Annotated in this window: 24 protein-coding genes and 1 pseudogene; 16 read left to right on the forward strand and 9 right to left on the reverse strand. The window is 72.3% G+C overall.

All coding sequences use genetic code 11. The features are described 5' to 3' along the window. Positions 1-13: 13 nt before the first annotated feature. A complete protein-coding gene (locus ABIA32_RS11920; protein ID WP_370094009.1) occupies positions 14-1,708 on the forward strand; it encodes an MFS transporter in 1,695 nt (564 codons plus the stop codon). Positions 1,709-1,731: 23 nt separating this feature from the next. On the opposite strand, the gene ABIA32_RS11925 is transcribed toward ABIA32_RS11920, so the two are convergent. The 3 genes from ABIA32_RS11925 to ABIA32_RS11935 all read right to left on the reverse strand — a co-directional run bounded on the left by ABIA32_RS11925 (position 1,732) and on the right by ABIA32_RS11935 (position 3,618). Continuing rightward, the gene (locus ABIA32_RS11925) at positions 1,732-2,355 is read right to left on the reverse strand and encodes a TetR/AcrR family transcriptional regulator (RefSeq protein ID WP_370094125.1); all 624 of its coding nucleotides are present in this window, start codon (positions 2,353-2,355) and stop codon (positions 1,732-1,734) included. Positions 2,356-2,458: 103 nt separating this feature from the next. Further along, the gene (locus tag ABIA32_RS11930) at positions 2,459-3,109 is read right to left on the reverse strand and encodes a hypothetical protein (protein ID WP_370094010.1); all 651 of its coding nucleotides are present in this window, start codon (positions 3,107-3,109) and stop codon (positions 2,459-2,461) included. Further along, positions 3,106-3,618 carry a SigE family RNA polymerase sigma factor gene (locus ABIA32_RS11935; RefSeq protein ID WP_370094011.1) on the reverse strand — a complete coding sequence of 171 codons (513 nt, stop codon included), beginning with the start codon at positions 3,616-3,618 and terminating at the stop codon, positions 3,106-3,108. Before ABIA32_RS11935 ends, ABIA32_RS11930 begins: the two co-directional genes overlap by 4 nt. Positions 3,619-3,909: 291 nt before the next feature. Between ABIA32_RS11935 and ABIA32_RS11940 the strand changes: the two genes are divergently transcribed. From ABIA32_RS11940 to ABIA32_RS11960, 5 genes are all read left to right on the forward strand, one after another. Then, positions 3,910-6,075, forward strand: a complete 2,166-nt coding sequence (locus tag ABIA32_RS11940; RefSeq protein WP_370094012.1) for a putative Ig domain-containing protein — start codon at positions 3,910-3,912, stop codon at positions 6,073-6,075. A 147-nt stretch (positions 6,076-6,222) separates the two neighbouring features. Beyond that, entirely contained in the window at positions 6,223-6,828 is a 606-nt protein-coding gene (locus ABIA32_RS11945) for a DUF1326 domain-containing protein (RefSeq protein ID WP_370094013.1), read from the forward strand. Between the two features lie 9 nt (positions 6,829-6,837). Continuing rightward, positions 6,838-7,599 (forward strand): DUF2182 domain-containing protein, encoded by a 762-nt coding sequence (locus tag ABIA32_RS11950; RefSeq protein ID WP_370094014.1) that lies wholly within the window; start codon positions 6,838-6,840, stop codon positions 7,597-7,599. Between the two features lie 223 nt (positions 7,600-7,822). Then, a complete protein-coding gene (gene msrA, locus ABIA32_RS11955) occupies positions 7,823-8,332 on the forward strand; it encodes a peptide-methionine (S)-S-oxide reductase MsrA (RefSeq protein WP_370094015.1) in 510 nt (169 codons plus the stop codon). 87 nt (positions 8,333-8,419) lie between these two features. Next, entirely contained in the window at positions 8,420-8,713 is a 294-nt protein-coding gene (locus ABIA32_RS11960; protein ID WP_370094016.1) for an SHOCT domain-containing protein, read from the forward strand. A gap of 22 nt (positions 8,714-8,735) precedes the next feature. On the opposite strand, the gene tpx is transcribed toward ABIA32_RS11960, so the two are convergent. Then, positions 8,736-9,263 (reverse strand): thiol peroxidase, encoded by a 528-nt coding sequence (gene tpx, locus ABIA32_RS11965; protein ID WP_370094017.1) that lies wholly within the window; start codon positions 9,261-9,263, stop codon positions 8,736-8,738. Positions 9,264-9,292: 29 nt separating this feature from the next. Here tpx and ABIA32_RS11970 point away from each other — a divergent pair, with 29 nt between their 5' ends. The 5 genes from ABIA32_RS11970 to ABIA32_RS11990 all read left to right on the forward strand — a co-directional run bounded on the left by ABIA32_RS11970 (position 9,293) and on the right by ABIA32_RS11990 (position 13,356). Then, entirely contained in the window at positions 9,293-9,985 is a 693-nt protein-coding gene (locus ABIA32_RS11970; RefSeq protein ID WP_370094018.1) for a histidine phosphatase family protein, read from the forward strand. 93 nt (positions 9,986-10,078) lie between these two features. Further along, positions 10,079-10,645, forward strand: a complete 567-nt coding sequence (locus ABIA32_RS11975) for a DUF3090 domain-containing protein (RefSeq protein ID WP_370094019.1) — start codon at positions 10,079-10,081, stop codon at positions 10,643-10,645. Positions 10,646-10,665: 20 nt separating this feature from the next. Continuing rightward, the gene (locus ABIA32_RS11980) at positions 10,666-11,511 is read left to right on the forward strand and encodes an SCO1664 family protein (RefSeq protein ID WP_370094020.1); all 846 of its coding nucleotides are present in this window, start codon (positions 10,666-10,668) and stop codon (positions 11,509-11,511) included. Positions 11,512-11,611: 100 nt separating this feature from the next. After that, positions 11,612-12,637, forward strand: a complete 1,026-nt coding sequence (locus ABIA32_RS11985; RefSeq protein WP_370094021.1) for a DUF4034 domain-containing protein — start codon at positions 11,612-11,614, stop codon at positions 12,635-12,637. Continuing rightward, the gene (locus ABIA32_RS11990; protein ID WP_370094022.1) at positions 12,634-13,356 is read left to right on the forward strand and encodes a DUF6585 family protein; all 723 of its coding nucleotides are present in this window, start codon (positions 12,634-12,636) and stop codon (positions 13,354-13,356) included. The genes ABIA32_RS11985 and ABIA32_RS11990 overlap by 4 nt, the downstream gene beginning before the upstream one ends. Here ABIA32_RS11990 and ABIA32_RS11995 read toward each other — a convergent pair. Then, positions 13,322-14,053 (reverse strand): type 1 glutamine amidotransferase, encoded by a 732-nt coding sequence (locus tag ABIA32_RS11995; protein ID WP_370094023.1) that lies wholly within the window; start codon positions 14,051-14,053, stop codon positions 13,322-13,324. The two genes, ABIA32_RS11990 and ABIA32_RS11995, sit on opposite strands and share 35 nt — an antisense overlap. After that, positions 14,050-14,274: pseudogene (locus tag ABIA32_RS12000) on the reverse strand (peptide ABC transporter ATP-binding protein); the annotation flags it as partial. The gene ABIA32_RS11995 and the pseudogene ABIA32_RS12000, both read right to left, overlap by 4 nt. A 103-nt stretch (positions 14,275-14,377) precedes the next feature. Between ABIA32_RS12000 and ABIA32_RS12005 the strand changes: the two are divergent. Beyond that, positions 14,378-14,902 carry a substrate-binding domain-containing protein gene (locus tag ABIA32_RS12005; protein WP_370094126.1) on the forward strand — a complete coding sequence of 175 codons (525 nt, stop codon included), beginning with the start codon at positions 14,378-14,380 and terminating at the stop codon, positions 14,900-14,902. Positions 14,903-14,935: 33 nt separating this feature from the next. Beyond that, positions 14,936-16,162: a cysteine--1-D-myo-inosityl 2-amino-2-deoxy-alpha-D-glucopyranoside ligase gene (mshC, locus tag ABIA32_RS12010; protein WP_370094024.1), complete on the forward strand. Its 1,227-nt coding sequence runs from the start codon at positions 14,936-14,938 to the stop codon at positions 16,160-16,162. Positions 16,163-16,208: 46 nt separating this feature from the next. On the opposite strand, the gene ABIA32_RS12015 is transcribed toward mshC, so the two are convergent. Further along, positions 16,209-17,399 (reverse strand): glycosyltransferase, encoded by a 1,191-nt coding sequence (locus tag ABIA32_RS12015; RefSeq protein ID WP_370094025.1) that lies wholly within the window; start codon positions 17,397-17,399, stop codon positions 16,209-16,211. Between the two features lie 146 nt (positions 17,400-17,545). Between ABIA32_RS12015 and ABIA32_RS12020 the strand changes: the two genes are divergently transcribed. Next, positions 17,546-17,884 carry a cupin domain-containing protein gene (locus ABIA32_RS12020; RefSeq protein WP_370094026.1) on the forward strand — a complete coding sequence of 113 codons (339 nt, stop codon included), beginning with the start codon at positions 17,546-17,548 and terminating at the stop codon, positions 17,882-17,884. A 91-nt stretch (positions 17,885-17,975) separates the two neighbouring features. Continuing rightward, entirely contained in the window at positions 17,976-18,734 is a 759-nt protein-coding gene (locus ABIA32_RS12025; protein ID WP_370094027.1) for a glutamate racemase, read from the forward strand. Here the strand turns inward: ABIA32_RS12025 and ABIA32_RS12030 are convergent. Together ABIA32_RS12030 and ABIA32_RS12035 are read right to left on the reverse strand one after the other, a co-directional pair. Next, positions 18,731-19,609 carry a hypothetical protein gene (locus tag ABIA32_RS12030; RefSeq protein WP_370094028.1) on the reverse strand — a complete coding sequence of 293 codons (879 nt, stop codon included), beginning with the start codon at positions 19,607-19,609 and terminating at the stop codon, positions 18,731-18,733. The genes ABIA32_RS12025 and ABIA32_RS12030 overlap by 4 nt on opposite strands. A gap of 28 nt (positions 19,610-19,637) precedes the next feature. After that, positions 19,638-20,555, reverse strand: a complete 918-nt coding sequence (locus ABIA32_RS12035) for a polysaccharide deacetylase family protein (protein WP_370094029.1) — start codon at positions 20,553-20,555, stop codon at positions 19,638-19,640. Positions 20,556-20,681: 126 nt separating this feature from the next. Between ABIA32_RS12035 and ABIA32_RS12040 the strand changes: the two genes are divergently transcribed. Continuing rightward, entirely contained in the window at positions 20,682-21,569 is an 888-nt protein-coding gene (locus ABIA32_RS12040) for a spermidine synthase (RefSeq protein WP_370094030.1), read from the forward strand. Positions 21,570-21,572: the final 3 nt, after the last annotated feature.

The raw sequence follows: 21,572 nt of genomic DNA on the forward strand, positions 1-21,572 counted from the left end.
CCGAGGAGGCACCATGTCCGCGCCGTCGATCGAAGCCGACACCAGACCCGAGCGGGTCACGTCCCGCCTGGGCAGCGGCCTGTGGAACCGTCAGCTCGCCCACTACCCCGAGAGCGGCCGCCGGTACGGCTACCTGGCCATCGTCGTGGTGACCACGATCGTCCTGTACTACCAGCTCTACGTGCAGTTCTCGGTGTCCACCGCGATCCTCACGCACTACCGGATGACGTTCACGTACTTCGTGTTCATCTCCGTCGTCGGCAACGCCGTCGGCGCCTTCGCCTCGCTGCTGGCCGGGCTGGCCGATCGGTGGGGCCGGGCGAACCTGACCGTCTACGGCACGCTGCTGGTGGGCCTGCTGGTGACCTTCGGGGTGCCGAACGCCCCCGACAAGTTCAGCTATGCGGTCCTGATCACCCTGGTCAGCCTGGTCGAGGGCATGATCCTGGTGACGACCCCTGCGCTCGTGCGTGACTTCTCCCCGCAGCTGGGGCGGGCCACAGCGATGGGCTTCTGGACGATGGGCCCGGTCATCGGCAGCCTCGTCGTGACCATGGTGACCAGCCACACCTACTCCGGCTCGACGACCTGGCAGGACGAGATCCGCTACGCGGGCATCACCGGCCTGGTAGTCTTCGCGGTCGCTCTGTTCGGCCTGCGCGAGCTCTCCCCGCGACTGCGCGACCAGATCATGGTGAGCCTGCGCGACCGGGCGCTGATCGAGGCCCGCGCCAAGGGCCTGGACGAGGAGGCGCTGCAACGCGGCCAGTGGCGGCAGATGATGCGCCTCGACGTGGTCGGCTCCGCCTTCGCCATCAGCGTCTTCCTGCTGCTCTACTACGTCGCCGTCGGCTCGTTCACCGTCTACTTCGCCACGACCTTCGGCTACTCGCTCCAGCGCACGGCCGGACTGCTCAACTGGTACTGGGCCGGTGACGCGGTGGCCCTGCTGGCGGTCGGGATCCTGTCGGACCGGCTGCGGGTCCGCAAGCCGTTCATGCTGGTCGGCGGGGTCGGGTCGATGGTGTTCCTGACCATGTTCGCGCTGGACGCCACCCGCCCGGGCACCGGCTACTACACCTTCGCGCTGACCGTCCTCGGCATCGGCGTCACCGGCGGCATCGCCTTCGGCCCGTGGATGGCGAGCTTCACCGAGACCGTCGAGAAGCACAACCCGGCCGCGACCGCGACCGGCCTGGCCGTGTACGGGTGGATCAACCGCGTGGTCGTGGCGGCCTCCGTCGCGGTGCTGCCGCTGGTGGTCACCAGCGTCACCCCGCTGGTCGAGCACGGCGCGCAGGTCAAGGTCGCCGCCCAGGAGGCCGCGCCCGCCCTCGCCGTCATCGACGCGCACCCGCAGCTCTTCGCGCAGCTCGCCGCGTACCCGACGGCGGCCCAGACGCCGCCCGCGCTGCTGGCCCAGGCGGTCCAGGAGGTCGGCCCCGCCGACCTGGCCCTCGTCGCCAAGGCCAAGCCCCAGCTCACCGTCCTCACCCAGTACGGCGCCTCGGTGCAGAAGGCCGCGGCGGCGAACCCCGGGAACTGGCAGACCTGGTGGTGGGTCTGCCTCGGTGGCCAGCTGCTGTTCCTGCCGTTCATCTTCGGCATGGCCGGCCGGTGGAGCCCGCGTCGTGCCCGCGAGGACTTCGAGGAGCACCAGCGCACCATCGCCGCGCAGTTGGAGGAGCTGACGCCGGCGCAGGTCTGAGCCGGTACCGAACGGACGAGCCGCTACGCGGGCCTGCCGGCGCTGACCATGCGCAGGGCGAGGTCCGCGTAGTGCCGCCCGAGATCCTCGGGGTTCAGCCGGGCCGAGGGGTGGTACCAGCGCACGACGTCGACCGAGAGGGAGAGCAGCGCGAGGGCGGTCGTGGGCACGTCCGCGACGTCGAACTCGCCCTGGGCCGTGCCCACTTCGAGGATCCGTTCGACCAGCCCCTGCATCTCCCTGCGCAGGGCGGCGATCTCCGTGTGGTGCTCCTCGGAGAGGAAGTGCAGCTCGTACTCCACGACGCGCGCGGTGGTGTGGAACCGCGCCTGCCAGCTCGTCAGATCCCGGACCAGGGACCGCAGCTGCTCCGCGGGTTCGGAGGAGCCCACCGTGGCCGCGCGCATCAGCCGTCCGGTCTGCTGGTGGCCGATGAGCGTGATCCGGTAGAGCAGTTCCTCCTTGGACCCGTAGTGCACGTAGACACCGGCCGGACTGAGGCCCGCTCCACGGGCGATGTCCCGGGTCGTGGTGGCGTGGAAACCGCGCGCCGCGAAGGCCTCCACCGCGGCGATGAGCAGCCGACGGGCCGCGTCCGGCTGGACTTCCTGCCAGGCCTGCTCGAGTTCCCTCGCGTCGGCGGTCATACGGGTCACGGACGGGGTCCTTCGCTCGGTCCATTGCGCGTGGCGTGGGCATACACTCCCACACCGGCATTCTAAGCAAGCGCTTAGTCAAACCGATATCGGGCTACCGGAACGGACCGTAGGGCAGATCCACGGTGGCGCTGCCCCCGGCCCAGTTCAGGGTGAGGTGCCAGCAGCCGGGCGCGGGGACGTCGGTGATCGAGGGGTACACGCCGCCGCCGAGCCCCGGCTCGTCCACACGGAGCTGTGCTCCTGCGGCGGGGGAGTCGAGGGGGCGGCCGGTGATGGCGAGCGGACCGCTGCCGGCGCCCCCGGCGCCCCCGGAGCGGACCACCCAGAGGATCTTGTTCTGGCTGCCGGTGCCCGTTCCCGCGTGGAGCGGGTCGACGAAGAGGAAACCCACGGCGTTGCCCTCGGACGACACCACGTACGTCAGGTCCGCCGGGGCCTGCGCCACGGCCGTCCAGGCGGGCGGGGCGCCCCGGTAGAGCGGCGTCGACCCGCAGCCGCCCACCGCCAGGGGGGCGGTCGTGACGGCCACCCCCGGGCTCGGCCGGGGGTGGTCCAGGGTGAGCCCGGCGCCGATGCCGACGGCGCTCACCAGCGCCGCGGCGGCGACGAGTTCGGCGGTGAGGGCGCGGCGGCGGCGGGCGATGCGCCGCCGAAGGGCCGGATAGGGCGCCGCGCCGCAGGTCAACTGCTGTGCGCGGGCCGTGAACTCGGCCCGGAGGGCGTCCTCGAGATCCCTGGTCATGAGTCCCTCCGGGTCTCGTACGCGGTGCGCAGCCGGTCCAGGCCGCGCGAGGTCTGCGACTTGACGGTGCCGAGCGAGCAGTCGAGGATCCGGGCCACCTCGGCCTCCGGCAGGTCCTCGAAGTAGCGCAGCACCAACGCTGCCCGCATCCGCGGCGGCAGCGCCAGCACGGCCCGCCACAGCTCGTCGCGCCGCTCGTATGCGGCGTAGGCGTCATGGGAGTCGGCGGTGAGATCAACGCGTTCCGGAACGGTCCCGGTGGGATCCTCCCTGCGCCTGGCCCGCCGCCACCAGGTGCGGTGCAGGTTCACCAGCACCTTGCGGACGTACACCTCGGGCGCGTCGGATCGCTCGATCTGCCGCCAGCGCCGGTGGGTGCGCACCAGTGCGGTCTGCAGAAGTTCCTCGGCGAGGCCGTGGTCCCCGGTGAGCAGGTAGGCCGTTCGCAGCAGCGGCTGCCAGCGCGACTCGACGAAGTCGCGGAACTCCGTCTCCAGATGCGGATCCACCGCTGCCGCCACCTCCTGCGCCTGAACGTCCCGTCAACCATGCAGACACCACGTCGGCGCGGAAAGGTTGAGCCGAAAGTAAGATCGGTGATCTTTCCCGGTCAAATCGGTCTCGATGGGTGTATTGACGGACGTTCATCACCCCTGCTTCTCTAGCATGCAGCACGCACCACACCAGGTGGTGACAGGCACTCAATTCAGTTCACATGCAAGGCATGTGCGGTTCTGCGTCCTCAAGATTGATGTGTGCACGACATGTCTTGCTGCCCACGAGAGAGGACCCACCACGCAATGCGCATACCTCTTCGCCGCAGGACGGCACGAGCGGTCCTGACCGGCCTCGCGTCACTCTCCCTGGCCGGCGCGGCAGCGCTCGGCATGGCTGCCCCTCAGGCAGTCGCCGCCGCGTCGTCGGCCAATCCCTACAGCCCGGCCAACGGGCACTCCTACCGGCACGGCGTCATCCCGACCCTCTCGCAGAACGCGAAGATGAAGTCCTGGGCCGACAGTCACGCGTCCCCGCAGGCGGCGACGGGTCCGCAGACGCTCTCGTACGGCGGCGGCACCAACGGGGTCGGCGTCCTGCACAGCAAGTCCCGGGTCTACCTGGTCTTCTACGGGAACCAGTGGGGCTCGCAGAGCACCAACGGCAGTGGCGACCTCACCTTCTCGGGCGACCCGAGCGGCGCGGCTCCCGTCGCGCAGGAGATGTTCAAGGGCATCGGCACCGGCAGCGAGCTGTGGTCCGCGGAGCTGACCCAGTGGTGCGACGGCGCGGGTGTCGCCACCGGCGCCACCAGCTGCCCCTCCGGCGCCAGCTTCATCCCCTACCAGAGCGGCGGCGTCCTGTCCGGCGTCTGGTACGACAACTCCGGCGCCTCACCGGCCACCGCGTCGGGCAACCAGCTCGGCCAGGAAGCCGTCAACGCGGCCGGACACTTCGGCAACACCACCGCCGCGTCGAACCGCGACACCTACTACGTGATCATGTCGCCGACCGGCACGAACCCCGACAGCTACCAGGGCCAGTACTGCGCCTGGCACGACTACACCGGTGACACCACCCTCACCGGCGGCGCCGTCAACTCGCCCTACGGCGACATGGCCTTCTCCAACCAGCCCTACAACATGGACTCCGGCTCCGGCTGCGGTGTCGGCTTCATCAACTCGCCCGGAACCCTCGACGGCTGGACGATGACGCTCGGCCACGAGTGGCACGAGACGATGTCCGACCAGTTCCCGGCGGGCGGCTGGACCAACCACGTCTCCGGCAGCTCCTACAACGGCCAGGAGAACTCCGACGAGTGCGCCTGGCTCGCGGCCGGCACCGCCGGCGGCGCGGCCAACATCACCATGGGCACCGGCACCTTCGCCGAGCAGGCCAGCTGGTCGAACGACACCAACTCCTGCGCCATCTCGCACCCCATCGTCAACCACGGCGGCAACACCGTCACGCTGACCAACCCGGGCAACCAGACCTCGACAGTGGGCACCGCCGCCTCCCTCCAGATCTCCGGATCCGACTCCGGCGGCGCGAGCCTCAGCTACACGGCCACCGGTCTCCCGGCGGGCCTGAGCATCTCCTCCAGCGGCCTGATCAGCGGCACCCCGAGCGCCGCAGGCACCTCCTCGGTGACCGTCACCGCCACCGACAGCACCTCCGCCACCGGCAGCACCACGTTCAGCTGGACGGTCAACCCGGTCAGCACCGAGACCGTCTCGGTGACCAACCCGGGCAACCAGACCGGCACGCTCGGCGTCGCCGTCTCCAAGCAGATCAGCGCGACCGACTCGGCGGGCAAGTCGCTGACCTACTCGGCGACCGGTCTCCCGGCGGGCCTGAGCATCTCCTCCTCCGGCCTGATCTCCGGAACCCCGACCGCCGCCGGAACCTCCAGCGTCAAGGTCACCGCCTCCTCCGGCACCGCGTCCGGCTCGGCCTCCTTCAGCTGGACCGTCAACCCCAGCGGCGGCGGCTGCACCAGCCCCGGCCAGAAGCTCGGCAACCCCGGCTTCGAGACCGGCTCCGCCTCGCCGTGGACCATGACCGCGGGCGTGCTGAACAACGACACCGTCAGTGAACCCGCCCACTCCGGCAGCTGGGACGCCTGGCTCGACGGCTACGGCACCACCCACACCGACACCCTCGCCCAGTCCGTCGCCGTCCCGGCCGGCTGCAGCGCCACCTTCTCCTTCTGGCTGCACATCGACACCGCCGAGACGACCACCACCACGGCCTACGACACCCTCAAGGTCCAGGTCCTCAGCAGCTCCGGCACCGTGCTCGGCACCCTGGCCACCTACTCCAACCTGAACGCGGCCAACGGCTACACCCAGCACTCCTTCAACCTGTCCAGCTACGCCGGACAGACCGTCACCCTCAAGTTCACCGGCAGCGAGGACTCCAGCCTCCAGACCAGCTTCGTCATCGACGACACCGCCCTGAACGCCTCCTGATCCACTCGCACGGACGCTGCGGCCCGGCCTTCGCGCCGGGCCGTGGCGTCGTCGTCGTTGCCGGATGATCGGCGAGCGCGGAGAATGAGGATCCGGGACAAGTGGAGAAGTGAAAATGTAAGGAAATGCCTCAGGAAGGAGCTTCCGATGGCATGGCGAATTGAGGGGACCTATTTCGAGAACTGCAATTGCAATATGGTGTGCCCCTGCTCCACCTCGGGCCTCTCGGCTCCGGCGGACTATGACCGCTGCCTGGTGGCCCTGGCCTTCCACGTCGCATCCGGCCTGGTCGACGGCCTCGACGTGAGCGGCCTGACGGTCGCCGTCGTGGCCGACGCCCCGCCGCTGATGAGTGAGGGCAACTGGCGGATGGGCATGTTCATGGACGCGGCGGCCTCGCCGGAGCAGGCGGAGGCGCTCGGCGCGGTCTTCTCCGGTCAGCTCGGCGGCCCGATGGAGGGCCTCGGACCGCTGGTCGGAGAGATGCTCGGCGTGGAGGTCGCCACGATCGACTACGTCGACGACGGCCGGACCCACCGGGTGCGGGTCGGCGACGCGATCGCCATGGAGGTCGAAGATTTCGTCTCACCCCTGGACGCCACCGGAAAGGGAGTCAGGGTCAGCGGCGTCGGATTCCCCGCGGACACCCTGGCGGCCGGAACCGCAACCGCGTCGCGCGTGAACGCGTTCGGTCTGGAATGGGACAACGAAGGGAAGAATGCCTTCTCCGCGCCGTTCGCCTGGTCCGCCTGAGCGTCCCCGGTGTCGGAGAGACGGACCGTCGCCCGGGCCAGTTGGGCCGCCCTGCTCGCGGTGGCGGCGCTGGCTTGGGCACTGACGGTCCGCAGCACGTCCGGCATGGCTCCCGGACCGGGCACCATGGGGCGGAACCTGTGGGAATTCCTGGTCCTGTGGGGGCTGATGATGGCCGCGATGATGCTCCCCGGGGTCGCGCCCGTCGTCTCCCTGTACCTGCGCGTCCTGTGGGCCCGCTCGACCGGTTGGGCGCGGGCGGGCCGCAGCCTGAGCCTGGTCGTCGGCTACCTCTGCGCCTGGGAGGCCTTCGGTCTCGTGGCCTTCGGCGGCGCCTGGGCGGGCGGCGAACTCGCCACCAGGGCTCCCGGCTTCGCCACCTGGGTGGGCGCCCTCGTGCTGGCCGGCGCGGGGCTCTACCAGGTGACCCCGCTCAAGGACCGCTGCCTGAGCCACTGCCGCTCGCCGCTCGGCTTCCTGCTGCGCTTCGGCGGCTTCTCCGGGCGGCTGCGCGACCTGCGGGTCGGGCTCTACCACGGCGGCTACTGCGTCGGCTGCTGCTGGGGCCTGATGGCGGTGCTGATCGCGGTCGGCGTGATGAACCTCGCCTGGATGGCGGGCATCGCCGTCGCGGTCCTCCTCGAGAAGACCTGGCGTCGCGGGAGGGCCTTCAGCCTCCTGCTCGGCGTCGCCCTGCTCGGCTACGCCTGCTTCGTCCCCTGGAACCCGGGCCTGGCCCCCGGCCTGCACCTGGCGCCGATGCCCATGTGACGGTCCGCTCCACCCCGCCGCCCTCCACCGGCTTCGCCGACCAGTACACCGACGGCGGCGGCTGGCGGCGGCCCACGCGGTCCCGGCGTCAGACAACGGCCTGGAACGCTTCCTCACCGCCACCCGCCGGCAGAACTTCCTCGTCCCGCCGCGCCGCCGACGCCGGAATGCCGGTCGGGTACGTTCGCGTTGCACGGAGTGACACGAAATCGAGGAGGACCTGGTGGCCGGAGAGACGCAGACAGCCGTACTGGCGGGCGGTTGCTTCTGGGGGATGCAGGACCTGATCCGTCGGCAGCCCGGAGTGGTGGCGACGCGGGTCGGTTACGCGGGGGGCGACGTTCCCAACGCGACGTACCGCAACCACGGAACGCACGCCGAGTCGATCGAGATCACCTTCGACCCGGCGGTCACCGACTACCGCTCGGTGCTGGAGTTCTTCTTCCAGATCCACGACCCGAGCACCCGCAACCGCCAGGGCAACGACGTCGGCACCAGCTACCGCTCCGCGATCTTCTACCAGGACGACGAGCAGAAGCGGGTCGCCGAGGACACGATCGCCGACGTCGACGCGTCGGGCCTGTGGCCGGGCAAGGTCGTCACCGAGGTGGCCCCGGCGGGCCCCTTCTGGGAGGCCGAGCCCGAGCACCAGGACTACCTGGAGCGCTACCCGAACGGTTACACCTGCCACTTCATCCGCCCCGGCTGGAAGCTGCCCCGCCGGGCGAGCTGACAGGCGGCAGGCCGGCGGATTCTCATGGGACGTTGAGGTAGGTCCGGCGCCGGTCGTGGGTATCACCGCCGCAGGAGGCGAGTGACGATGCGACCGTACGGACACGACGGCGGATTCGGCCACCACGGCTGGTTCTGGATCTTCCCCGGCATCACCATGATTCTCTTCTGGGCATTGCTGATCGTCCTGATCGTGCTGCTGTGGCGCGCGGTCACCGGCCGCTCCCGCCCCCGCTGGGCCGCCAAGCCGGGCCCGCAGCCTCCGGCACCGGGAGCGCAGAACGCCGAGCAGGTGCTGGCCGACCGGCTGGCGCGGGGAGAGATCGAGGTGGAGGACTACCACCGCCGACTGGCGGCATTGCGCGGTACACCACCCGAATAGCCGACGGCTCGGGGCGCGGCGGTCAGCCGAGGGTCGGCAGGGCCGCCAGGGCGGCGCTGTAGTCGGGCTCCTTCATCTGGTCCGCGACGTATTCGACATGGCTGAGCCTGTCGTCGGGGCCGATCACGAAGACGGCCCGCTGGAGCAGCCGCCACTCCTTGATCAGGACGCCGTAGGCCCGGCCGAAGCCCTCGTCGCGGTGGGCGGAGAGCAGGGCGTGCGAAGCGTCCTCCGCCTGGCGCCAGCGGTCCAGGGCGAACGGCAGGTCCATGCTGACCGTGTAGACCCGCACGCTGCCGTCGCCGACGGGCAGCGAGCGCTCCCAGGACCTGGTCTCCACCTGGCAGACCGACGTGTCGATGGAGTTGATCACATTCAGCAGCCGCGTCGTCCCCGCCGAGTCGGCCAGGCTGACGGGACGGATCGCTCCGTCCGACGCGTCCAGGAGATCCAGAGTGAACGGCGGCGCGGCGTCGCCCACGGCCAGCCGGTCGCCGATCACGGTCAGCTGCTCGCCCGCCTCGAATGCCTCACCCGTGCGTTCAGTCATGCCGACAGCGTCCCACTACGCTGGGGTTCATGCCCACCCTGCTGCTCGTCCGCCACGGCCGGTCCACCGCCAACTCCTCCGGGATCCTGGCGGGCTGGAGCCCGGGTGTGTCACTGGACGAGCACGGGGAACAGCAGGCCAAGGGCCTCGCCGAGCGCCTCGCCGGACTGCCGCTGAACACCGTCGTGAGCAGCCCGCTCGACCGCTGCCGGCAGACCCTCGCGCCGCTGCTGGCCGCCCGTCCGGAGGCGGAGCTGCGGCTGGACGAGCGGCTCGGCGAGTGCCGCTACGGCGACTGGACCGGCCGTCCGCTCGCCGAGCTCGCCAAGGAGCCGCTCTGGGCGACCGTGCAGGCGCAGCCCTCCGCGGTGACCTTCCCCGGCCCGGAGGGCGAGTCGATGCGCGAGCTCAGCCACCGCGCGGTGGACAGCGTGCGCGAGTGGGACGCCGAGGTCGAGCGGGAGCACGGCGCCGACGCTCTCTGGCTGGCCTGCAGCCACGGCGACGTGATCAAGGCGATCGTCGCCGACGCCCTGGGACTGCACCTCGATCTGTTCCAGCGCATCTCGGTCGAACCCGCCTCGGTCACCGCCATCCGCTACACCGCCGCCCGCCCCTATCTGCTCCGCCTCGGCGACACCGGCGACCTCGCCGGCTTCGCCCCGCGCCCCGGCAAGCAGGGCGACGACGCCGTGGTCGGGGGCGACACCGGAACCCGCTGACCTGTGGGTAGGGTGGAACTCGCGACGACATCACAGCTCTCGAACCTCACAGCCCTCGAACCCCACAGCCCCCGATCACGTGGAGCAAGCATCGTGCCCCGCCAGGTGTTCTTCTACGACCCCCCCGAGCGCTTCGTGGCCGGTACGGTCGGCGAGCCCGGCCAGCGCGCCTTCTACCTGCAGGCCAGCGCGCGCGGCCGGATCACCACCGTGCTGCTCGAGAAGGGTCAGGTCGCCGCGCTCGCCGAGCGGGTCGAGGAGCTGCTCGACGAGGTCGTGCGCCGCAGCGGCGGCAGCACCACGGTGCCCGCGCTCGCGCCGCCGGAGATGATGGACAGCGCCCCGCTGGACCAGCCCGTCGACGAGGAGTTCCGCGTCGGCACCATGGCCCTGGCCTGGGACGACTCCGTGCAGCTGCTGGTCGTCGAGGCGCAGGCCGTGGTCGAGGGCGAGGAGGAGGCCGAGGAGACCGAGCTCTTCGAGGACGAGGAGAACGGCCCCTCGCTGCTGCGGGTGCGCCTGAGCGGCGCGATGGCCAGGGTCTTCGCCAAGCGCGCGCTCGACCTGGTCTCGGCCGGCCGCCCGCCGTGCCCGTTCTGCAGCCTGCCGCTGGACCCCGAGGGCCACGTGTGCCCGCGTCAGAACGGTTACCGACGCTGAACGCCCCCCAGCCGGACCAGGTGCCCGTCCCCGAGGCCGACGCCGCCGCGAGCGCGACGCTGGCCGCCGACCCGGCGACCGCGCTGCCGCTGCTGCGCGAGGGTGAGCTGACCGTCCACGGCAGACTGACCGAGGCGTCCAACGCTGCCTTCTACTGCACCGTCGAGGCCGACGGCCGCAGCGCCGTCTGCGTCTACAAGCCGGTGCGCGGCGAGCGCCCGCTCTGGGACTTCCCCGACGGCACGCTGGCCGGGCGGGAGACCGCCGCCTACCTCGTCTCCGCGGCGAGCGGCTGGGGCCTGGTCCCGCCGACCGTGCTGCGCGAGGGGCCCTTCGGCGAGGGCATGTGCCAGATATGGATCGAGGAGGCCCCGGACGCCCCCGAGCTGCTCAGCCTCCAGCCCGGCGACACCCCGCGCCCCGGCTGGCACGCCATCGGCCTCGCCGAGGTCGAACCGGGCCGCACCGCGCTCTTCGTCCACGCCGACGACCCGCGCCTGCGCCGACTCGCGGTGCTGGACGCCGTCCTGAACAACGCCGACCGCAAGGGCGGCCACTTCCTCTCCGCCGCCGACGGCCGCCTCTACGGCATCGACCACGGCGTCACCTTCGCCGTGCCGGGCAAGCTGCGCACCCTCCTGTGGGGCTGGGCCGGACAGCCGCTCGGCGAGGAGGCCACGGACGTCCTCACCCGCCTGCGCGCCGAGCTGGACGACTCCGCAGGCTCCCTCGGCGCGGCGCTGGCCCCGCTGTTGACGCCGGACGAGATCGCCGCGACCCGCTCCCGCGTGGACGTCCTGCTCAAGGAGGGACACCTCCCCTTCCCGTCCCAGGACTGGCCCTCGGTGCCCTGGCCGCCGATTTAGCGGCAAACCCCCTGAGCCACTGGCCCGGCGGCCGTCCGGTCCGGCATAGTGTCCGCCGCACCACCTGGCAGAGCGGCACGGCGGAGGGGTCCCCAACAGCATGGCCGGCATATTCGGGCGGCGGGCAGGTCAGGGCGGCGGCGCTACCGGCGCGGCACTGGCGGCGGCCGCCGCCGTCCAGCGGCAGGCTCCCCAGCCTGCGCCGGAGGGGCAGGAGGCCGCTGCGCAGCAGGTGCAGTGGGAGCAGGCCGCCGCGCGCTTCGCCGCCGTGCGGCCGGGTGATCACGAGCGCCGCTACCAGCTGACCGCCGAGTTCGGCGCGCTCGCCGCCGAGGAGGAGGGCTGGCTGCGAGACTGGCAGCGGGCCCGGCCGCAGGACGTCGACGCCGCCTGCGTCGACGCGCGCGGGCTGGTCGACCTGGCCTGGCTGATCCGTGGCTCCGGCTGGGCCAAGGACGTGACCCGCGAGCAGTGGCAGAACTTCCACCGGATCCTCGGCCAGGTCGCCGGCGTCTGCGCGGAGGCCACCCGACAGGACCCCGCCGACCCGGTGCCGTGGATCGTGCAGTTGCCCGCCGCGATGGGGTTGTCCAAGGACCACGACGAGTTCCGTGCCCTGTGGGCCGAGGTGGCGGCACGGGCTCCGTACCACGTCAAGGCCCATCAGGCGGCGCTCAGTTACTGGCTGCCGCGCTGGTCGGGCTCTCGCGAGCTGGCGACCGCCTTCGTCGAGGACGCGATCGCGGCGGCCCCGCCCGGCTCGCTGCTGACGCTGCTTCGGCTGGAGCTGCTCAACAACGAGCTGCGCCCCTCCGAGGAGCGGGAGCTGCCCGGGTTCTGGCACGGCGAGCAGGTCCGCGCCGCCGTCGACGCCGCGCTCGCCGACCTCGCCGCCGCCGACCCCTACCACGCGAGGGTGCCTGACATGCGCAACTGGCTCGCCCTCTTCCTGACCCGGGCCGGACGCCTCGACGAGGCCGCCGAGCAGTTCCGCCTGATCGGCCCCTTCGCCGGCGGGGAGCCCTGGCGCTACACGGCCGACCCGGCCGCACTGTTCCTGTCCGTCCGGACCGAAGCCGTCCGCACCGAATCCGTCCGCACCGAAGCCCCGAGGACCACCGCATGACCGCGACCATGACCCCGCCGCTCGACCTCGGCCAGGCCGACCTCGGCCGAGGCGTCTACTCCTACCCCGCCATGCGCTGGGGCGTCGGCCGGCAGATCGCGAGCTGGGTGATGATCCTGCTCTCGCTGGCCACCGTCTTCCTGAGCCCGATGGCCATCTGGTTCGCCGTCATCCTCTTCCGCAGCCCCAACTACTCGAAGAAGTCACGCGCCAAGCGCGTCGACCTCTACGAGCGCGGCCTGGTCATGGTCGAGGAGCAGGGGCCGGTCGCCGTCTACCGGTTCGACTCGATGGCGGTCCAGCAGAAGATCACCGTGAACTACTACAACGGCGTCAAGACCGGCACGCACTACCTGATCACGGTGACCGGTCCCGACGGCAGCCAGACCAAGCTGACCAAGTTCTACGACCGGATCGATCACCTCGCGCAGACCCTCCAGGAGGCCGTCACGCAGGCGCAGCTGGGCCGCGCGCTGGCCACCGCGCAGGCCGGCTACCCGGTGCCGTTCGGGCCCTTCACCGTCGCCGGGGAGGGCGTCGTCGCCGACCAGAAGGGGCTGGTCACCTGGGCCCTGCTCGACCGGATGACGGTCTCCCAGGGCTCGATCAGCGTCTACGTGCACGGCAAGCGCCTGCCGCTGGTCTCCCGTCAGGTCGCGCAGGTGCCCAACTTCGGGCTCTTCCTCAGCCTCGTCGGTCACCTGCGCGGCGGAGCGTAGCGCCCCAGGCCCGGGCCATCGCCGACCAGACGGCCCGCAGTTGCGGCTCGGCCGCGCGGACCGAGGCCACCGCCGCGTCGGGATCCCCGCCCGCCGCACGGACCGAGGGGCCGTCGGAGAGCGCCCAGGCCGACAGCTCCTCGGCCAGCACCTCGGGGTGGAACTGCACGCCCCAGGCCGCCGCCCCGAGCCGGAAGGCCTGATGGGTGCAGGCGTCGCCGGTCAGCAGCGGCACCGCGCCCGGTGGCAGGGTGACGATGTCGTCCCAGTGCCACTGCGCGGCCCGCGCGCCCTCCGGCACCGCGCCGAGCACCGGGTCGCCCTCCACTGCCGGCAGCCGGTGCAGCGGCACCGCGCCGACCTCGGGCGGGGAACTGCGCGGCAGCACCTTGCCGCCCAGGCAGGACGCGGCGATCTGCGCGCCCAGGCAGATGCCGAGCAGCGGCACCTCGTCCGCCACCGCCTCGCGGATCAGCGCGCGGACGGCCGGCAGCCAGGGCGCGGCCGCGTCGTCCTCGCAGTTCGCCGCGCCGCCGAGGACCAGCAGGCCCGCGTGGCCGGCCAGCGAGGCGGGGAGCGGGTCGCCCGCCCAGGGATGCCGCAGATCCAGCCGGTGCCCGTCGGCCGCGAGCGCGGCGCCGACCAGACCGGGGCCGGTGCCGTCCTCGTGCTGCACGACCAGGATTGCGTCCCTCACAGTCGACCCGCCTCCATGATCCGCCGAAGAAAGGCGCGGGTGCGGTCCTGCTCAGGTTCGCCGAAGATCTGCTCCGGCGAGCCCTCCTCCAGAACCGTCCCCTCGTGCAGGAAGCACACCTTGTGGGCGACTTCCCGCGCGAAGCCCATCTCATGCGTGGCCAGCAGCATGGTCATGCCGTCTTCGGCCAGATCCCGCACGATGGCCAGCACCTCCGCGACCGGCGCCCTGCGCCTTGTCGGCCAGGCCGACACGGGTGAGCAGCTCCAGCGCGTGCGCTTCGGCTACCGCCCCAACCCCGCCGCGCTGAGCTCCGGCGCGATGATGGCCGCGCTCGACCGCGACTACGCGCTGATCATCGTCCTGCTGCGCCGCGGCACCGACGTGTGGGGCGGTCCCGATGGACGTCGGCCTTCGTCGCCCACAGCGGCATGGAACTCGGCCTCGGCCTGGTCCTCTGCCATCTGGCCGAAGCGGTCGCGCGGCCGCCTGGTGCGCGGCGGTCGGCCAGTCGCCCCTGACGGCCGCGCCGTCGACGCCGCGCGCGAACTGCTGATCGGCGCGGACCGCCCCGACGCGGTGCACGCGATCAACGAGACCTACGCGGCGGCACTGCTCCAGGTCGCCGCGGAGCTGGGCCTGGCAGTGCCGCGGCAGCTGATGGTCACCGCGATGGGCGAGGGCGGGGCACCGGGCCGTCCGGCGCTCACCCGGCTCGCGCTGGACACCCGGCGGATCGGCGCGACCTGCGCCGAGATGCTGATCGACGTGCTGGCCGGCGTCGAGCGCACGCCGGTCACGGTCGCCTGCGAGCTCGTTCTAGGGGAGACGAGCAGACAAGGTCGTTAGCGGATCGAATGATCAGCCGGTTAGAGTCAGGCTATGCATGCCTGGCCCGCCTCCGAGGTTCCCCTGCTTCCCGGCACGGGGCACCCCCTGCGCATTCACGACACCGCGAGCGGCGGTCTGCAGACGACTCAGCCCGGGCCGACCGCCCGGCTCTACGTCTGCGGGATCACCCCCTACGACGCCACCCACCTCGGCCACGCCGCCACCTATAACGCCTTCGACCTGGTGCAGCGCATCTGGTTGGACGCGGGCCACCAGGTCGTCTACGTGCAGAACGTCACCGACGTCGACGACCCGTTGCTCGAGCGGGCCGTCGCCACCGGACAGGACTGGGTGAAGCTGGCGGAGCGCGAGACCGCGCTGTTCCGCGAGGACATGACGGCGCTTCGGATGCTGCCGCCCGCCCACTACATCGGCGCCGTCGAGTCGATCCCGCTGATCGTCCCGCTGATCCAGGACCTGCTGGCCAAGGGCGCCGCCTACGACCTGGACGGCGACATCTACTTCTCCGTCGCCTCCGACAAGCACTTCGGCGAGGTCTCCGGCTACGACGCCGAGCAGATGCTGCGCTACTTCGGCGAGCGCGGCGGCGACCCGGACCGTCCGGGCAAGAAGAACCGCCTCGACCCACTGCTCTGGCTCTCCGCCCGCCCCGGCGAGCCCGCCTGGGACACCGAGCTCGGCCACGGCCGTCCCGGCTGGCACATCGAGTGCGTGGCGATCGCGCTGCAGCACCTCGGGATGAGTTTCGACATGCAGGGCGGCGGCAGCGACCTGGTCTTCCCGCACCACGAGATGGGCGCCTCGCACGCCAACGTCGTCACCGACGCCCACCCCTACGCCCGCCATTACGTCCACGCCGGCATGGTCGCGCTCGACGGCGAGAAGATGTCGAAGTCGCGCGGCAACCTGGTCTTCGTCTCCGCGCTGCGGCGCGAGGGCGTCGACCCGGCGGCGATCCGGCTCTCGCTGCTGGCGCACCACTACCGCAGCAACTGGGAGTGGACCGACGCCGACCTGACGTCGGCGCAGGAGCGCCTCGCCCGCTGGCGCGCCGCCGTCTCCCGCCCCGACGGCCCGGACGCGACGCAGCTGCTCGCCCAGGTGCGGGCGGCGCTCGCCGAGGACCTCGACACGCCGACCGCGCTGGCCGCGGTCGACGCGTGGGCGGCGCGGCAGGAGACCGAGGGCGGCCAGGACACCGGCGCGCCGGGCCTGGTCTCCCGGACGGTCGACGCGCTGATGGGCGTGGCGCTCTGAGGCCCTGACGGTGTTTGCCCACTGCCCGTTTCCTGGCCCTCGCGGGTCAGGGGACGGGCAGTTCGTTCTGCTGCTGGTCCGGGGCAGGGTACGTGCGGCCCTTCCAAGCGGCGCCGCGGCCGCGCCAGTGCTGGACCGCCGAGTCGACGGTCATCAGCAGGTAGAGCCCGGCCGTGAAGGGGAGCAGCAGCGCCTCGCGGGCCGGGCGGCCGTAGTAGGCGAGCATCGGACGGTAGGTGGCGGCCATCAGCGCCCAGGCGGCGAAGGCGGGCGCGGCCACGCGCGGCTCCGCGAGGATCAGGCCGGTCAGCAGCAGTACCGGGGGCACCAGGTAGACCAGGGCCAGCCCGAGCACGGTGCCGAGCAGCAGGAAGACGTTGTGCCTCAGCTGTGCGTAGGCGCTGCGGGAGACCATCCGCCACAGCTGCGCCAGCTCGGGATAGGGGCGGACGCTGTCGACCCGGTCCGCGAGGCCCAGCCAGGTCCGGCCGCCGCCGCCCTTGACGAGCCGAGCCAGGTTCACATCGTCGATCACCGCGCCCCTGATCGCCGCCACCCCGCCCACGCGCGCCAGCGCCTCCCTGCGCACGAGCGTGCAGCCGCCGGCTGCGGCGGCGGTCCGGGCTCCCGGCTTGTTGCTCCACCGGAAGGGGTAGAGCTGGGCGAAGAAGTAGACGAAGGCCGGAACGATCAGCTGCTCCCAGCGGGTCCGGACGCTGAGCCTGGCCATCTGCGAGACGAGGTCGTAGCCCCCTTCCGCTTCTGCGGCGGCGACGAGCTCGGTCAGCGAATCGGGTGCGTGCGCGATGTCCGCGTCGGTGAGCAGCAGGTACTCGACGTCCCCGGCGAGCTCGACGCCGTGGCGCAGCGCCCACAGCTTGCCGGTCCATCCGGCGGGCGGCTCCCCGGGCGAGGTCACCGTCAGCGGCAGTGCCGCGCCGGACTGCGCGCCGAGGCGTCGGGCCAGCTCGCCGGTTCCGTCGGTGCTGCCGTCGTCGACCAGGATCACTCTGGCCTCGCCCGCGTAGCGCTGCGCGAGCAGGGAGGGCAGGCTCTCCGGCAGCACCTCCGCCTCGTCGCGGGCGGGCACGACGATCGCGACGGACGGGCGCGGCCCGTCGGCGGCCGCTCCGCGTGGCGGCAGCCGCAGGTCGGTGCGCCAGAAGCCGCCCTGGCCGAAGGTCAGCCACAGCCAGGCCAGCAGGGACAGGCAAGCGATCAAGCTCAGCACGGTCACCCGCGCGAGTATGCCGCACCCGGCCGCCGGTCGGCCGAGCAACCTGTCACGGGTGACGGCGTGTCTCTGACGGCGTGAGGGTGTCGGAGCGCGCCGGGGCGTTCGTAGCGTCGTCCCGTTCGATCATCGACCGAGGGAGCTCACCCGTGCCGTTCGTCGCCCACGTTCCCGACGCTGTGCTGACCCCCGACTCCTGGGAGGAAGGACAGGTGCTCGCCGGCGCTCCCGTGCAGTCCACCGCGGTGCTCTGGGACTCGCCCGAGGGCGCGGTGCGGGGAGTCTGGGAGGTGACGCCGGGGGCGTTCTCCTGGGTGTTCCCCGCCGACGAGATGTTCACCGTTCTGTCGGGCCGGGTCACGGTCGAGCACGAGGGGACCGCCCTGGAGATCGGCCCCGGCGACATGGCGGTGTTCGCGGCCGGCGACCGCACCGTGTGGACGGTTCACGAGACGCTGCGGAAGACCTTCCACATCGGCGCTGCGTGAGGGCGGCCCCGGCCCGGTGTGTGGACCATGCGGACCATAGACTTGCCCCCGGACGTGTCCGGGAGTGGCGTATGGAGGTGCTGCGAAGCCCGTGAAGATCGCACTGATGGACTCCGGTATCGGCATGCTCCCCGCGGCCGCCGCGCTGCGGGCGCTGCGCCCCGACGTCGACCTCGTGCTCTCGCAGGACCCCGACGGCATGCCGTGGGGCCCGCGCACACCCGAGGACATCACCGTCCACGCGCTCGCGGTCGCCCGCGCGGCGGCGGAGCAGAAGCCGGACGCGCTGATCGTCGCCTGCAACACCGCCTCCGTGCACGCGCTGGAGGCGATCCGCGCGGAGCTGGAGCCGGACATCCCGGTGATCGGAACCGTCCCGGCGATCAAGCCTGCGGCGGCGTCGGGCGGCGGCGTCGCGATCTGGGCCACCCCGGCGACCACCGGCAGCGCCTACCAGCGCGGCCTGATCCGTGACTTCGCCTCCGGCGCGGACGTGACCGAGATCCCCTGCCCGGGCCTGGCCGACGCCGTCGAGTACGCGAACGCGGAGGCGGTCGCCGCCGGCGTCGCCGCGGCCGCCGCGCTCACCCCGGCCGGGACGCGCGCGCTGGTCCTCGGCTGCACGCACTACGAGCTGCTCACCGCCGAGATCCGCGCGGCGCTCGCCGACAGCTGCCCGGACCTGATCTTCTTCGGCTCCGCCCGAGCGGTGGCCGAGCAGGCACTGCGCCGCGCGCGCCCGCTGCGGGAGCAGGGCGAGGGCACCCTCACCGTGCTGCGCAGCGGCCGCGAGGAGCCGCTGTCGGCCGCCGCGCTGGCCTACCCGGAGGGCCGGGGCCTTTCCGGCTAGAGCGGGATCCCGTACTCGGGGGGAGTCGAGGTGCGCGTGAGGACGAGGAGTCGGCGGTCGCCCGTCAGGGTGAGTTGCGCGCCGGTGCAGCTGAAGCCGCTCGGGATCGGGGCGAGGTTGAATTCAAGCGGATACCCGAGTCGGCCGTCCATGCGCCATTCGTCGTTTGTGCTGCCCTGGGCCTGGGAGTAGAAGACGGTGTCAGGGCCGGGGGTCCAGGGCGAGTCCGATGGCGCGTCCCAGGCGGGCTCGGCAGCCGTCAGGTACGTGAAGGTGACATGGCCGGTGCGGTGGAGCTGGAGATCGTGGCCCCGGTGGTGCGTGGCGAAGCTGACGTCCCAGGTGGCGCTGCCCGTGCCGTCGCCGTAGAAGGCGAGGGCGGCATGGTCTGCGTGCAGGGACGGCTGCGCGGAGAGCGTCAGCGAATCCTGTGGGGAGTAGAAGTCATGGGTCCAGTTGACGGCGTCGACCAACTCGGTCCATCGCACCAGGGTCCAGTAGCCGCGCAGGCACTGGGCGCGCGTGAGGGCTTCGTGGGCCGGGTCGGTGAAGGTGTCGCCGTCGAGAACGAGCCGGTTCCGCCGGAGAGTCCAGCGGTGGGCCTCCGCCGCGCACCAGGGCGGGCCGCCAGGGCTCGGCATCAGCCGCAGACTGCCTCCGGTGAGCGCCACGGTGCCGTGGCATCCGTCGCCCTCCCTGAAGTGACCGGCGCCGTCGAGGACGAGGGCGGGGCGTAATGCGTCGACCGGCTCCCAGTTGCCGACCAGGGTGGCCGGCAGTCGGGTCGGCCGCCACGGCGAAGCCGTCGAGGCACTGGCACTCAGAGCGAAGAGAAGCGCTGCGCAGCAGATCAGACGTGCGACTCGCCGGACCACGGTCCCTCCCCTGGACGAGTTGCGCGGGTTACACGACCTCGGCTCCGCGCCAGCGGCGGTTGGCGCGCGTGGCGGAGGGGGACCACGCGGAGAGCGCGGCGTCCAGGCGGGTGCGGGCGGTGCGGGCGTCGACGCGGAGGCGGCTGACGCAGAGCAGGTCGGGCAGGCCGCCGCGGGGGTCGACCAGGAGGCCGTCGTTCAGGAAGGCGCTGCGGTAGCCGAGCTCGCGCAGCAGCGAGACCGCGCGCAGGTCGTGGATGTCGTCGGGGTAGGCGAAGGAGCTGACCTGCCCGCTGGTCAGCGCCGTGAGGCGGTCGTGCGCCCCGGAGATCTCCTCGTGCAGCGCGTAGTCGTCGCAGCGGTCCAGGCGGGCGTGGTCCAGCCCGTGGCTGCCGATCGCGATACCCGCGTCCAGCAGGGAGGCCAGGTCGGCGGTGGTCAGCTGCGGGGCGGAGGGCGCGCGGTGGCGGGCGGTGACGCGGAGCTCGGCGAGGCTGCGGCGGCGGTCGGGGTCGGGCAGGGCGGCCAGCGCCCCAGCGACCGCGCCGCCCGCGCGGCCGGACAGGCAGCGTGCCCAGCCGCCCTCGCCGACCAGGTACTCGGCCTCGTCCCACCAGTACGGCAGATCCGTGTCGACCAGCCCCGCCACGACGAAGGCCAGCGCGGGGACCCGGCGCGCCGCGAGCAGCGGCAGAGCGTGGGAGACGACGTCGCGGTGGCCGTGCTCGAAGGTGATCAGCACGCTGTGCGGGGGGAGCGGCGCGCCGCCCGACATCGCCTGCTCGACCTGGGCCACCGAGACCGGGGTCGCCGAGCGCAGCAGCCGGTCGAGCTGCGCGGCGAAGACGCCGCGGTCCGGCACGTCGCGGAAGGTCAGCACGGCGAGCCTGCGGGCGGTGCGGGCACGCAGCAACGGCACCGTGGAGGCGAGGGTCGGCTGTCGCACGGGCTTCCCTTCGGTCAACGGCGTCGGACACAAGGAAGACGCCCACCTGCTGGTGAAGGTTGTACGCGGTCCGAGTTTTTTGCGGACAGTTTTCCGTCAGGTGTCGGGACGGCACAGAATGTGCGCATGAGCCAGGAGTGGACCGAGCGCGTGGACGCCGAGCCGAACGGACCCGCGGAGGGCCTGCCGATCACCAGGGTGGTCGACCTGGGCACGGCCAGGCTGCTCCCTGATCTGGACCGGCGGCGCGGCTGGCTGCTCACCATGGACGGCACGCCGCAGTCCTACGTGGACCTCGACGACCCGCTCCACCTGGAGTTCGAGTACACGCAGCGGCTCGCGCACGCGGTGGACCTGTGCGCGGAGCCGGGCAGGCCGGTCGACGCCCTGCATCTGGGCGGCGGGGCGCTGACCCTGCCCCGCTACGTCGCCGCGACGCGTCCCGGCTCGCGGCAGCGGGTGGCCGAGCTCGACGCCGGGCTGATCGCGCTGGTGCGCGAGCGGCTGCCGTGGGATGCGGGCGTCGGGCTCGAGGTGGAGGCGGCGGACGCGCGCCTGGTGCTGGACCGCGCTCCGGCGGCGGGGGCGGATCTGATCGTCGCGGACGTCTTCGGCGGGCACACCATTCCCGCCGCGCTGACCTCGATCGAGTTCGTCCGCGCCGTCGGCCGCGCGCTGCGGCCTGGCGGCCTCTACGCCGCGAACCTCGCCGACGGCGCGCCGCTCGACTTCGTGCGCGGGCAGCTGGCCACCGTCGGCTCGGTCTTCCCCGAGCTGGCGCTGGTCGCCGAGGCGTCCGTGCTGCGCGGTCGCCGCTACGGGAACCTGGTGCTCCTCGCCTCGACGCGACCGCTTCCGGTCGAGGCGCTGACCCGGCGGACGGCCGGCGACCCGTTCCCCGCCCGTGTGGTGGCGGGGGAGCGGCTGACCGGTTTCGCCTCCGGTGCGCGCCCGGTCACGGACCGGACCGCCGTCCCCTCGCCGCCACCGCCGGACGGGGCGTTCGCGGTCTGATCG

The organism is Streptacidiphilus sp. MAP12-20 (assembly GCF_041262525.1).
In the GTDB taxonomy this organism is placed as follows: domain Bacteria; phylum Actinomycetota; class Actinomycetes; order Streptomycetales; family Streptomycetaceae; genus Streptacidiphilus.